Here is a 13410-nt window from a genome sequence, read left to right on the forward strand (position 1 = left end):
GCCGGACGTTGGGCAATCCAAGTCGACTTAAGTTCTTTGACCGGTGCGGTATCACCCAATTCCAATAAATTTGTAGTCAATTGAAGCCGTCCAGACTGCCGTTCATAGCGCAAAGATGTTCTTGGTCGCCGACGGCCCTATAATGCGCGCCGGTTTTTGGGGTAATGGTCATGAGTACAGAAGATCCGCGGTTTGCTGGCATCGCCCGCTTGTATGGCATCGAAGGCCTTGAGCGTTTGCGCGCGGCCCATGTGGCGATCGTCGGCGTCGGTGGCGTCGGTTCCTGGGCGGCGGAAGCTGTTGCCCGGTGTGGCGTGGGCGAGATTTCGCTGTTTGACCTGGATGACGTCTGTGTCAGCAACGTCAACCGTCAGCTACATGCGCTGGACAGCACCGTCGGCAAGCCCAAGGTCGAGGTGATGGCCGAGCGTCTGCGCGGGATCAACCCGGATTGCACGGTGCATGCAGTGGCGGACTTCGTCACCCGTGAAACCATGGCCGAGTACATCACGCCGAACATCGACTGTGTGATCGATTGCATCGACAGCGTCAACGCCAAAGCCGCGCTGATCGCCTGGTGCAAGCGACGCAAGATTCAGATCATCACCACCGGTGGCGCGGGCGGGCAGATCGACCCGACACTGATCCAGGTCTGCGACCTGAATCGCACGTTCAACGATCCGCTGGCGTCGAAAGTGCGCTCCACGCTTCGCCGCGACTACGGCTTCTCCCGCACCGTGACCCGGCACTACAGCGTGCCCTGCGTGTTTTCCACCGAGCAACTGCGCTACCCGAAACCGGATGGCAGCATTTGCTTGCAGAAGAGTTTTGTCGGGGATGGCGTGAAGCTCGACTGCGCTGGGGGTTTTGGCGCGGTGATGATGGTGACAGCGACGTTCGGCATGGTCGCGGCGACCAAGGCTGTGGATAAGATTGTGGCCGGGGTTCGACGCCCGGCGGATCGGGTCAAGCCTGCCTGACACCGATCGTTCCCACGCTCTGCGTGGGAATGCAGCCCGGGACGCTCTGCGTCCCTTCACAGCCGAACGCGGAGCGTCCGTGGAGGCATTCCCACGCGGAGCGTGGGAACGATCAGTTAAGGCGATTAACCAGCCAACTCATTCATCCGCTGTAGCACGGCGTTGAGGCCATTACTGCGCGATGACGACAACTGCCGCGACAGTCCTAGCTGATTGAACCAATCCGGCAAATCCACCTGCTGCAGCTCAGACGCGGACAAACCGTTGACCCGCGCCAGCAGCAGCGCCACCAACCCGCGAATCAGCCGTGCATCGCTGCTGGCGCTGAACTGCCAATGACCATCCTGCAGCGTACCGACCAGCCAGACCTGGCTTTCACAGCCATGCACGCGGTTGGCCTCGACTTTATCCACATCGCTCAACGCCGGCAGGCGGTCGCCCCATTGCATCAGCAACCGCGCCCGCTGTTCCCAACTCGCAGTCTTCTGAAAAGTATCCAGCGCCATGACGGCATCGGCGGGCAAGGTCATCGCAACAACTCCAGTGCCTGATCCAGCGCTTCAAAAAAGCGCTCAAGGTCTTCCGAATCGTTGTACAACGCCAATGACACCCGAATCGCCCCGGCCAGTTCAAAGCTTTTGAGCAATGGCATGGCGCAATGATGACCGGCGCGAACGGCGATTCCCTGTTCGGTCAGCAAATGCGCCAGATCAGAGTTATGCACACCCTCGACGACAAAACTGGCCAGTGCCAGTTGCGGCTTGCCCAGCAGACGAATGCCATTGCGCGCCTCAAGGCCTTTGAGCAAATAGTCATGCAGCGTGGCTTCGTGGGCGGACACGGCGTCCTGATCCAGCCTGGCCAGATAATCCAGGGTCGCCCCCAGGCCAATCACGCTGGAAATCGGCGGCGTACCCGCCTCGAACCCCAGTGGAGCAGGACGAAAGCGTGCGTCGTGGTAGTTGGCATCCAGCACCATTTCGCCGCCGAACTGCCACGGACGCAGTTGCTCGAGCGCTGCATGACGACCGAACAGCACACCCAGGCCATCCGGGCCGTAGAGCTTGTGGCTGGAAAACACATAGAAGTCGCAGCCCAGCGCCTGCACGTCATGCCGGCCGTGGACCACGCCTTGAGCGCCGTCGACCACGGTCAACGCGTTGTGCGCCTTGGCCATCGCCAGTAACGCGGGCAACGGTTGCCAGGCGCCGAGCACGTTGGACAGCTGACTGACCGCCAGTAGGCGGGTGCGCGGGCCGATCAGGCGAGCGGCGGCTTCAAGGTCAATCAAACCGTCGACATCCAGCGGCAGGATCGCCAGCTTCAAGTCGCGACGGTGGGCCAGTTGCTGCCATGGCAACAGGTTGGCGTGGTGCTCCAGAGCACTGATGACAATTTCATCGCCCGGATTGAATACGTGTTCCAGGCCATAGGCCAGGAGGTTCAGCGCGGACGTCGCGCCGTGAGTAAAGATGATCTGCCCGCAATCGCCGGTATTGAGCCATTGCGCAACTTTGCTGCGGCTGTCCTCGAACGCCTGGGTGGCATGGGCGCCGGGCAAGTGTTGCGCCCGATGCACGTTGGCCGCGCCATTGGCGTAGTAATGCGCCAGGGCATCCAGCAGGGCTTGAGGTTTTTGCGTGGTGGCGGCGTTGTCCAGATAAGTCTGGTCTTGCCGTTGCAGTGCGGCGATGGCCGGAAAATCGGCGCGCCAAGGAGAGGGAATCATCATGCTATCGGGCCCTGGTGAACATGGGCGGGTGGAACGCCTGACCTGTGTAGGAGCAGAGCTTGCTCGCGAAGGGGCATTTGAGATCGCCAAAAGCTTCGCGGGCAAGCCTCGCTCCTACACACAGGTGATCGTGTGACGCTCTGCTTAGTTGTGAGCGTGCAGCGCTTCGTTCAGTTCGATGGCCGATTTGTGGGTTTTGCACTCCACGGCACCGGTCTCCGAATTGCGACGGAACAGCAGGTCAGGCTGACCGGCCAGTTCACGGGCCTTAACGACTTTGACCAGTTTGTTGTGCTCGTCCAGCAGCGCAACCTTGGTGCCGGCCGTCACGTACAGACCCGACTCAACAGTGTTGCGGTCGCCCAACGGGATACCGATACCGGCGTTGGCGCCGATCAGGCAGCCTTCGCCGACCTTGATCACGATGTTGCCGCCGCCCGACAGGGTGCCCATGGTCGAGCAGCCGCCGCCCAGGTCCGAACCCTTGCCGACGAAGACGCCTGCCGATACACGGCCTTCGATCATGCCCGGGCCTTCGGTGCCGGCGTTGAAGTTGACGAAACCTTCGTGCATCACGGTGGTGCCTTCGCCGACATAAGCGCCCAGACGAATACGCGCCGCGTCAGCGATACGCACGCCGGCCGGTACCACGTAGTCGGTCATTTTCGGGAACTTGTCCACCGAGAATACTTCCAGCAACTCGCCGCGCAGACGGGCTTCCAGTTGATGCTCGGCCAGTTCAGTCAGGTCGATCGCGCCCTGGCTGGTCCAGGCCACGTTTGGCAGCAGCGGGAACACGCCGGCCAGGTTCAGGCCATGCGGCTTGACCAGACGATGAGACAGCAAATGCAGCTTGAGGTAAGCCTCAGGCGTGGAAGTCAGCTGAGCGTCTTCGGCCAAAATAGTGGCGACCAGTGGCTTGTGGCTCTCGGCCAGACGGGTCAGCAATGCAGCCTGGGCAGCGTCGACGCTTTTCAGCGCTTCGGCCAATTGCGAAGCTTGAGCAGTGCTGAAGGCGATGGCCTGATTGCCGTCGGTGTAACCCAAAACCGGCGCAATGGCAGCGACCAGTTCGGCCGACGGGTTGAGCAGTGGCTGCGCGTAAAACACTTCCAGCCATGCGCCTTGACGGTTTTGAGTGCCGACACCAAAGGCCAGGCTGAACAGGGTAGTGGACATGTTTGATACCTCTAACAAAATGAAACGGGCTGCCTTACTTGAGCGCTGCCGCGTAGATATCTGGCTTGAAGCCAATCAGGGTTCGGTCACCGAGATCGAGCACCGGGCGCTTGATCATCGAGGGTTGTGCGAGCATCAGTTCAATGGCTTTCGGCTGGTCGAGATCGGCTTTGCGTTCGTCGTCGAGCTTGCGAAAGGTCGTGCCTGCACGGTTCAACACCACTTGCCAGCCATGCTCGTCGCACCATTGGCTCAGGTGTTCACGGTCGATTCCGACCGTTTTGTAATCATGGAAGTCATAGCTGACAGCGTGTTCATCGAGCCAGGTGCGCGCCTTTTTCATGGTGTCGCAGGCTTTGATGCCGAAAAGGTGCAACGTTTTGCTTGAAGCGGTCAAGGAATTGCCCCCCTTGCAGGTGCTGAAAATAAAAGGTGACGGATTATGCCATGACCGTTCAGTTAAAACGCAAAACCCTGTGGGAGCGAGCAAGCTCTCTCCCACAGGGATTGCGGTGCAAATGCTCAGCCCTTGCGTTCGCTGGACTCAATCAGCGTCATTCGGTCGATATTTTGGGTAGGCTTTGCGCATGGCTCGCCTGTCCAGCATGCTGATTTTGGTGTTGATACCCACTTCCCAATCCTCTGTCGTCAGCTCGTTCGGGACTGGGTAGTGCATGATCGAATCCTTGTCGTAGCTGCCCCATAGATGGTCGCTGCCTCCAAAGGGCGTCAGGACGTTAAGATCAGTGTCTTCCTCGGTCCACTCATAGTGGGTTTTATAAAACTCGTAAACCTTCGGTTTATCCCAGGGAATGTTCGCTTTTGGATGCTGCTGCTCGTGCTGCAGACCCAACGCGTGACCGAACTCATGCAGTACGGTTGCTTCGAATTCTGGATGGTCGATTTCAATATTAAAATTCAGCGTCGGTACATGTTGTTCGTACAACAACGCATCAGTTCCTACTGCGCAGTCGTTTGTCGCGCTGGAGGTTGAAATCCTGATCTCGCTTTCGCCTTGGTCAATAAATTCGAACTGCAGGTTCACAGAGCGTTGCCATTGCTTGATCAACGCTTCGATGGCAAGCCTTTTCGTTTGAGTTGAGTATCCACGAACGCGATTCTTAACGTCCGGCCGTTACCCCAGAATTTGCTCCAGGTGCCAATCGCACGCTTGGAGCGTCGGCCTGTGGAAGAGCGTTGGGCGTTGTCGGGGTTTTCCAGGATAGCTGCGTCGTAAGAGGCGAGTTCATCAATTGCGCGGATCATTTTACAGGGAGTACTAATGTTCATGATTGATTTGCTTATGTGTGCTTGTAGTCGTTTTGATAGCGGCAGTGCTCGTCCGTTGACTTAAATGACGATACCCCTGTTCTCGATCGTTACAAATGAATGAAGTTTTAGCGCTTGGGATAGAGCAGTTTCATCAAGCGCTTGTCTTTTCTGCTGATCTTGCGGTTGATTGGAATTTCCCAATCCCCCAATGTCAGGGTGTTCGCCACTGGATGGTGCATGATCGACTTTCTGTCGTACGGCGTATAAATCGCTTCGATTGTATCGAAGGGCTGAAACAGGTTCCTGTCGACTTGTTCTATGGTCAGCGGATTCATTTCTCGATTCTGGTAGAACGCATACACTTTCGGTTTATCCCAAGGGATATTAGCCTCAGGGTGTTGGTGTTCATGCATGGCGCCTAAGGCATGTCCAAACTCATGAGTCACGATCACGTCGAAATCTTCATGTTCAGGTTTGACCCCCAGGTCCATGGTCTGCCAGTCCGGATGAATCAACAGCGCATCGGTGCCCAGCATTGAGCTGTTGACGTTGTTTTTTGTCGCAATCCGGATATCACCTTCAAGTCCATCGACAAAATCGAAGCTCAGATTGATATAGGACAGCCACTGGCTGGCAGCGTCGATGATCTTCTGTTTGTGCTCATCATCGGGGCCGTCGATAAAGGCGATTTTGAGCGTCCGTCCGTTAGCCCACAGTTTTGAGTAATTGATCAGCGAGCGCTTGCCGCGAGTACGGCTGGAGGAGTTTGCGTTTGCGGGGTTTTCGTTAACGGCAGCATCGTAGGATTGCTGATCATCAGGCCATTGGATAAGAGAACAGTTTTCAATGCAGTTCATTCGTTACTTCTTCCATGAAGTGGATGTAAGGATTTATGCGTGCACACAGTTATGTGCTGCATGAGAGTAAGGGAACTCTGCAGTGTGGTGAACTTTAATTGTGGGCGAAATGTAACTGGCTATATAAGAGTGCCCGCACTGTGTTGCGCAGTGCGGGCTGGGATATTTACTTGTTGCGGGTAATAAACTCGCGAATTCTCTTGGCCGCTTCCACACATTCGGCCAGCGGCGCGACCAGCGCCATGCGCACACGCCCGGCGCCCGGGTTGACGCCATCGACTTCGCGGGACAAGTAAGAGCCCGGCACCACGGTCACATGTTCCTGTTCGAACAGATCGCGACAGAACGCAGCATCATCTCCCGCCACGTTCGGCCACAGGTAAAAACCACCGTCCGGGCGCTGCACATCCATCACCGGGCCGAGAATCTCCAGTACTGCATCGTACTTCTCGCGATACAGCGCACGGTTGGCGCGTACATGCACTTCGTCATTCCATGCGGCAACGCTGGCCAGTTGAGTCTGAACCGGCATCGCGCAGCCATGGTAGGTGCGATAGAGCAGAAAGCCTTTGAGAATATCCGCGTCACCGGCCACAAAGCCCGAACGCAGGCCTGGCAGGTTGGAGCGCTTGGACAGGCTGTGGAACACCACGCAACGCTTGAAGTCCTTGCGGCCCAGTTCCACGCACGCGCTGAGCAGGCCCGGCGGTGGGGTTTGTTCGTCGAAGTACAGTTCGCTGTAGCACTCGTCGGCCGCGATCACGAAGTCGTATTCATCGGCCAGAGCGATCAGCTTCTTCAGGGTGTCGACCGGAATCAGTGCGCCGGTCGGGTTGCCTGGCGAGCACAGGAACAGGATTTGGCAGCGCTTCCAGATGTCTGGCGAAACGGCGTCAAAGTCCGGGTTGAAGCCGTTTTCGTCCAGGCACGGCAGGTAATGCGGCTTGGCGCCGGCGAGGAACGCCGCACCTTCGTAGATCTGATAGAACGGGTTCGGGCTGACCACCAGCGCATCGTCGCCACGGTTGACCACGGTCTGGGTGAAGGCGAACAGCGCTTCACGGGTGCCGTTGACCGGCAGTACGTTGCGCGCCGGGTCGAGCCAGCCGTTCGGGACGCTGAAGCGACGTTCGCACCAGGCGGCAATGGCTTCACGCAGGGCCGGGATGCCGAGGGTGGTCGGGTACACGGCCATCTGATCCAGATTGCTCGCCAGCGCTTCGGCGACGAAGCTCGGCGAACGATGTTTCGGCTCGCCGATGGACAGCGCGATGGCGCGCTTATCCGGGTTTGGCGTGACGCTGCCGAGCAGGGCGCGGAGCTTTTCGAACGGGTAGGGTTGCAACTGGTTCAGAGCGTTGTTCATGGGGGCCTCGTTCAATGTAGGAGCAGCCTTGCTCCAATCTCAGTCAGGGCAAGAAACCTGTGGGAGCGAGCCTGCTCGCGATGAGGGCAGTAGATTCAGCATCAATGTGTGCTGATCCATCGCTATCGCGAGCAGGCTCGCTCCCACCCGGGTTCCACTTGCCCAATTCGCATTGGAGTTTGCTTGTTCCAACAGGGGAAAATGAGTTAATTCAAAAGCTGATGCGCGACAGTTTGGTATCGGGTTCCTGGCTGACGCTCAACTGTTCGACGATTGCGTCCTGCAAGCGGCTGCACAACAACGGGTCGGACAGTGGCTGATTGTTCGCGTCGGTGATGAAGAACACGTCTTCCACGCGCTCGCCCAAGGTAGCGATCTTGGCGTTCTGCAGCGACAGGTCGAACTCGAGGAAGATCGTGCCGATCCGCGCCAACAGGCCGGGGCGATCCGGGGCGCTGAGCTCCAGCACCGTCACCGGACGCTGAGCGTCGTTGTGGATCGTCACCTGTGGCGCAAACGCGAAATGCTTGAGCTGGCGCGGCACCCGACGCTGAATAATCGTTGGGTAGTTGTCCGGATTGCGCAAGGCCTCAGTCAGGCCTTCGCGGATCTGCTTGACTCGCGCCGGGTTGTCGCCGATCGAATCGCCATCGGTGTCGAGCACGATATAGGTATCGAGGGTGAACTGGCTGCTGGAGGTGATGACCCGGGCGTCGTGAATGTTCAGATTGAGCTGGTCCATCGCCGCCACGGTCACGGCGAAGAAGTCGTGCTGGTCCGGTGCATAGATGAAAATCTGCGTACCGCCCTCGAACTCGCGCTGGGTGGTTTCCTTGATCAGCACCAGCGGGCCGCCGTCGGCCGGCTGCTGCAGGATCGCATCAGTGTGCCAGGCCACATCGCCGGCGGTGTGGCGCAGGAAATAGTCATCGCCCAATTGCGCCCACAACTGCTCGACATCGTCCGGATCGTTGCCGCCGCGTACCAGGATGTCCAGCGCAGCGCTTTGGGTCTGGCGAATCTGCTCTTCGCGATCCACCGGGTTTTCAAGGCCTCGACGCAAGGCGCGCTTGGTCTCGGTGTAGAGCTGGCGCAACAGGCTCGCTCGCCAGGAGTTCCATAGCGTCGGATTGGTCGCGTTGATGTCCGCCACGGTCAACACGTACAGATAATCGAGGCGGGTTTCATCGCCGACAGTCTGCGCGAAATCATGGATTACGTGCGGATCGGACAGGTCCTTGCGCTGGGCCGTGGTCGACATCACCAAGTGGTTCTGCACCAGCCAGACGATCAGGCGGCTGTCCCAGATCGGCAACTGGTGGCGCTGGCAAAAGGCTTCAGCATCCACGGCGCCGATTTCCGAATGATCGCCATGCCGGCCCTTGCCGATGTCGTGATACAAGCCGGCCAGGTAAATCAGTTCGGGTTTGGGCAGTTTGGCCATGAGCTTGCTGGCCAACGGGAATTTTTCCGACACCTGCGTGTACTGCAGCTTACGCAGGTGCTTGATCAGGTTCAGGGTGTGCGCGTCGACCGTATAGATGTGAAACAGGTCATGCTGCATCTGCCCGACAATGAAACCGAACTCCGGCAGATAGCGCCCAAGGATGCCGTAACGGTTCATGCGTCGCAGATTGCGGTGGATGCCGATCTTGCACTTGAACAGTTCGATGAACAGGCTGGTATTACGAATATCGTTGCGGAAATCGTCATCGATCAAATGACGGTTCTCGCGCAACAGGCGGATGGTATCGGCACGTACGCCTTTGATCTCCGGTTGCTGGGCCATCAGCACAAAAATCTCGAGCATGGCGAATGGCGTACGGCGGAACACGTTGTCGTTGCGTGCCTCGATGTAGCCGTCGTGCAGCTGGAACCTTGAGTTGATCGGTTGCGGCGGTGCTTCGTCTTCGGGGGCCAGGATCACTTCTTCGAAGTGCTGGATGATCAGGTCACTGAGCTGGGCAATGCTCATGACCACCCGGTAGTACTGCTGCATGAAGTTTTCGATGGCTTGCTTGGCATCATGGCCTGCGAAACCCAGCAGCCCGGCAATCGAGCGCTGGTGATCGAACAGCAAGCGGTCTTCGGAGCGGCCGGCGAGCATGTGCAGGGCGTAACGTACTTTCCACAAAAACTCCTGGGACGAGGCCAGCAGGGCGTTTTCGCTCTCCACCAGGAAGCCTTCGCCCGCCAGGGCTCGCAGGTTCAGGGTGCCGTACTGACGACGGGCAACCCAGAGAATCGTCTGAATATCCCGAAGGCCACCGGGCGAACCTTTGACGTTGGGTTCCAGGTTGTATTCGGTGTCGTTGTACTTGTGGTGACGGGCCTTTTGCTCGGCGCGCTTGGCCAGGAAGAACTCCTTGCTCGGCCACATGTGCGCGGTGCTGGTGACATCCAGCATGCGCTGGCGCAGGCGCTCGGGGCCGCAGATGGTGCGGCTTTCCATCAGGTTGGTGACGACCGTCAGGTCGGCACGGGCCTCGACGGCGCATTCGTCCACCGAACGAACGCTCTGGCCGACTTCCAGGCCGATGTCCCACAGCAACGTCAGAAAACGCTCGATGGAATCACGAAAAATTTCGTGATCGGCGCTGTCCAGCAAAATCAGCAGATCGATGTCGGAATAGGGGTGCAACTCGCCGCGACCGTAGCCGCCGACTGCCACCAGGGCGATATCGGCGTCTTCGCTCCAGTTAAACTGTTCCCAGGCCTGTTGCAGGATGTTGTCGATAAACCAGGCGCGATCCTCGATCAGCCGACGAATGTCCCGGCCACTGCGAAACCGCTCGTCGAGCGCCTCGCGGGCCTGACGGATCGCCTTCTTGAAGGCAGCAATAGGGCTTGCCTTCAGGGCCAGTTCAGCCTGGAACTGGCCGCGGTCGAAGAGTTCGGGATCCACCTGCGGCATCGATTGGCTTTCCTTTCTATAAAGCTGGGAACGGAGCGGGCGAGATCAGGCCGAAACGCGCGCGATGGTATCGTCGCTGCGCAAAGTGAAGATCTCGTAACCGGTTTCGGTTACCAGCAAGGTATGTTCCCACTGTGCCGACAGCTTGCGGTCCTTGGTAATGGCGGTCCAGCCGTCGCCCAGCACCTTGGTGTCGGCCTTGCCCTGGTTGATCATCGGTTCGATGGTGAAGGTCATGCCGGCTTTCAGTTCCATGCCGGTGCCGGCGCGGCCGTAGTGCAGAATTTGCGGTTCTTCGTGGAACACCTTGCCGATGCCGTGGCCGCAGAACTCACGAACCACCGAGAAGCCGTTCTTTTCCGCGTGCTTCTGGATCACTTCACCGATATCGCCCAGGCGGCAGCCGGGCTTGACCAGTTCGATGGCCTTGTACATGCATTCCTGAGTCACCTGGGACAGACGCTCGGCCCAGACCGGCACGGTACCAACGTGGAACATGCGGCTGGTGTCGCCGTGGTAACCGTCCTTGATCACAGTCACGTCGATATTCACGGTGTCGCCATCTTTAAGCGGCTTCTCGTTCGGGATGCCGTGGCAGACCACATGGTTGATCGAAGTGCAGATCGACTTCGGGAAGCCCTTGTAGTTGAGCGGGGCAGGGATGGCTTTCTGCTCATTGACGATGTAGTCGTGGCAGATGCGGTCCAGCTCTTCGGTGGTGACACCCGGCTTGACATAATCGGCAATCATTTCCAGCACATCGGCGGCCAATTTGCCGGCGATCCGCATTTTTGCGATGTCCTCTGGGGTTTTGAGGGTGACGGTCATACAGGCTCTCTCTGCGCTCAATGGCGCCTTCTAAAACGAAATGGGCATTGCGCGAATAATTGTCGCGGCCCTGAAAAACACGATTCTATCAGACGATCAGCGCAAATCTGAGCCTCTGTGCATCGCTTCTCTCTATAGGATGGCGCATTCTGGGGGGATTCCAAGGCGGGGGCCAAAAGCATTCCCAAGGTTTTCAGAATCCGGGTTCCGTTTTTTTCTGCCTTGTGATATAAAATGCGCCGCTTTCCGGGGATACCCTGGAAGGCTTAAATCCACACACGTGTCGACACGATGACCTGGGTGCCTTCAGCTGATGCTGCTGGTTGGTCATTGGGATACGTGGAGGCCAAACCCGACTTATTAAGGAACTATCATGTCCCAAGTCAACATGCGCGATATGCTGAAGGCCGGTGTGCACTTCGGTCACCAGACCCGTTACTGGAACCCGAAAATGGGTAAATACATTTTCGGCGCGCGTAACAAGATTCACATTATCAACCTTGAAAAAACCCTGCCAATGTTCAACGAAGCTCTGACTTTCGTAGAGCGTCTGGCCCAGGGCAAAAACAAGATCCTGTTCGTCGGCACCAAGCGTTCCGCTGGCAAGATCGTTGCTGAAGAAGCAGCACGTTGCGGTTCGCCGTACGTCGACCACCGCTGGTTGGGCGGCATGCTGACCAACTTCAAAACCATCCGTGCTTCCATCAAGCGTCTGCGTGACCTTGAAGTGCAAGCCGAAGACGGTACTTTCGCCAAGCTGACCAAGAAAGAAGCGCTGATGCGCACTCGCGATCTTGAGAAGCTGGATCGTTCCCTGGGTGGTATCAAGGACATGGGCGGTCTGCCAGACGCTCTGTTCGTTATCGACGTTGATCACGAGCGCATCGCGATCACCGAAGCCAACAAGCTGGGCATCCCGGTTATCGGCGTAGTCGATACCAACAGCAGCCCGGAAGGCGTTGACTACATCATCCCAGGCAACGATGACGCAATCCGCGCTATCCAGCTGTACATGGGTTCGATGGCTGACGCTGTAATCCGCGGTCGCAACCATGTTGCTGGCGGCACCGAGCAGTTCGTTGAAGAAGCTCCGGCAGCTGCAGCTGAGTAACTGACGCCCTGGCGTTGACTCAGTAAGCAAAAAGGGGGCTTGGCCCCCTTTTTGCCACCTCGAAAACCATTTGTGAGCAGCGCAGCTACAGCATTTGTAACGTGCAGCGGCTAACAAAGGGTGGTTCGGGAAGAATTGAACGCCCGTTCGATCGGGTGGAATGGTTGAAAACCTATCCAAGAGGAATTTTGAAATGGCAGAGATTACTGCAGCGTTGGTCAAAGAACTGCGCGAGCGTACCGGCGAAGGCATGATGGACTGCAAAAAGGCCTTGACCAAGGCTGGCGGCGACATCGAAAAAGCCATTGATGACATGCGTGCTTCTGGCGCCATCAAGGCTGCCAAGAAAGCAGGCAACGTTGCCGCTGAAGGCGCGATCGCTCTTAAAGAAGACGGTAAATCCGCCGTTCTGCTGGAAGTGAACTCGCAGACCGACTTCCTGGCCCTGCAAGACGACTTCAAGGCATTTGTTGCTGCAAGCGTTGAAAAAGCGTTCACCGACAAACTGACTGACGTCGCTCCGCTGATCGAAGCTCAAGAAGCCGATCGTCTGGTTCTGGTCGGCAAGGTTGGCGAAAACGTCAACATCCGTCGCCTGGCGCGCGTTGAAGGTGATGTTGTTGGTGGTTACCTGCACGGCAACAAGATCGGTGTCGCGGTTGTTCTTAAAGGCGGCAACGTTGAGCTGGCCAAGGACATCGCTATGCACGTAGCGGCCACCAACCCTGAATTCCTGCTGCCATCGGAAGTTTCCGCTGAAGCGGTCGAGCGCGAGAAAGGCGTGTTCCTGACCCTCAACGCTGACAAGATCGCTGGCAAGCCAGAAAACATCGTTGAAAACATGGTCAAAGGTCGTATCAGCAAGTTCCTGGCTGAAGCGAGCCTGGTTGAGCAGGCGTTCGTCAAGAACCCTGAAATCAAGGTCGGCGAACTGGCCAAGAAAGCCGGTGCTGAAATCGTTTCTTTCACCTACTTCAAAGTAGGCGAAGGCATCGAGAAGCCGGTCGACAACTTCGCTGAAGAAGTTGCTGCCCAGCTGGCTGCCGCCAAGCAATAAGACGGTTTTTTAACTGTCGCCCTGAAGAGGCTGCCCGCTCACGCGCGCAGCCTCTTTTCAGATGGGGTTGCCAATTTTAATTGGTTTCCTTTTGGAACTGGCTTACAAAGCCAT

General features: G+C 57.6%; 12 protein-coding genes. 3 read left to right on the forward strand and 9 right to left on the reverse strand.

Annotated features, from left to right (window positions below; translation table 11 throughout):
* Positions 1-170: 170 nt before the first annotated feature.
* Positions 171-980, forward strand: coding sequence for a tRNA cyclic N6-threonylcarbamoyladenosine(37) synthase TcdA (gene tcdA, locus AB3226_RS20135; protein ID WP_187326390.1), 810 nt, complete (start codon positions 171-173; stop codon positions 978-980).
* A 125-nt stretch (positions 981-1105) separates the two neighbouring features.
* On the opposite strand, the gene AB3226_RS20140 is transcribed toward tcdA, so the two are convergent.
* The 9 genes from AB3226_RS20140 to map form a co-directional block, all read right to left on the reverse strand.
* The gene (locus AB3226_RS20140; RefSeq protein WP_367374334.1) at positions 1106-1510 is read right to left on the reverse strand and encodes a SufE family protein; all 405 of its coding nucleotides are present in this window, start codon (positions 1508-1510) and stop codon (positions 1106-1108) included.
* Positions 1507-2712: an aminotransferase class V-fold PLP-dependent enzyme gene (locus tag AB3226_RS20145; protein WP_367374335.1), complete on the reverse strand. Its 1206-nt coding sequence runs from the start codon at positions 2710-2712 to the stop codon at positions 1507-1509. Before AB3226_RS20145 ends, AB3226_RS20140 begins: the two co-directional genes overlap by 4 nt.
* Positions 2713-2856: 144 nt before the next feature.
* Positions 2857-3891 carry a 2,3,4,5-tetrahydropyridine-2,6-dicarboxylate N-succinyltransferase gene (gene dapD, locus AB3226_RS20150; RefSeq protein WP_367374336.1) on the reverse strand — a complete coding sequence of 345 codons (1035 nt, stop codon included), beginning with the start codon at positions 3889-3891 and terminating at the stop codon, positions 2857-2859.
* Positions 3892-3925: 34 nt separating this feature from the next.
* On the reverse strand, positions 3926-4288 hold the full coding sequence (locus AB3226_RS20155) for an ArsC family reductase (protein WP_201059898.1): 363 nt from the start codon (positions 4286-4288) through the stop codon (positions 3926-3928).
* Between the two features lie 147 nt (positions 4289-4435).
* A complete protein-coding gene (locus tag AB3226_RS20160) occupies positions 4436-4936 on the reverse strand; it encodes a hypothetical protein (RefSeq protein WP_367374337.1) in 501 nt (166 codons plus the stop codon).
* Positions 4937-5288: 352 nt separating this feature from the next.
* Entirely contained in the window at positions 5289-6020 is a 732-nt protein-coding gene (locus AB3226_RS20165) for a M12 family metallopeptidase (protein WP_367374338.1), read from the reverse strand.
* Positions 6021-6186: 166 nt separating this feature from the next.
* Positions 6187-7386: a succinyldiaminopimelate transaminase gene (gene dapC / locus AB3226_RS20170; RefSeq protein WP_367374339.1), complete on the reverse strand. Its 1200-nt coding sequence runs from the start codon at positions 7384-7386 to the stop codon at positions 6187-6189.
* A gap of 211 nt (positions 7387-7597) precedes the next feature.
* Positions 7598-10300: a [protein-PII] uridylyltransferase gene (locus tag AB3226_RS20175; RefSeq protein WP_367374340.1), complete on the reverse strand. Its 2703-nt coding sequence runs from the start codon at positions 10298-10300 to the stop codon at positions 7598-7600.
* Positions 10301-10345: 45 nt separating this feature from the next.
* Positions 10346-11128 (reverse strand): type I methionyl aminopeptidase, encoded by a 783-nt coding sequence (gene map, locus AB3226_RS20180; protein ID WP_030127993.1) that lies wholly within the window; start codon positions 11126-11128, stop codon positions 10346-10348.
* A 373-nt stretch (positions 11129-11501) separates the two neighbouring features.
* Here map and rpsB point away from each other — a divergent pair, with 373 nt between their 5' ends.
* Complete coding sequence (gene rpsB, locus AB3226_RS20185) at positions 11502-12239, forward strand: 30S ribosomal protein S2 (RefSeq protein WP_007907989.1); 738 nt, start codon at positions 11502-11504, stop codon at positions 12237-12239.
* Positions 12240-12432: 193 nt separating this feature from the next.
* Positions 12433-13296 (forward strand): translation elongation factor Ts, encoded by an 864-nt coding sequence (gene tsf, locus AB3226_RS20190; RefSeq protein WP_367374341.1) that lies wholly within the window; start codon positions 12433-12435, stop codon positions 13294-13296.
* Positions 13297-13410 lie beyond the last annotated feature (114 nt).

This window comes from Pseudomonas lini, from assembly GCF_964063345.1.
Classification (GTDB): Bacteria; Pseudomonadota; Gammaproteobacteria; order Pseudomonadales; family Pseudomonadaceae; genus Aquipseudomonas; species Aquipseudomonas lini_B.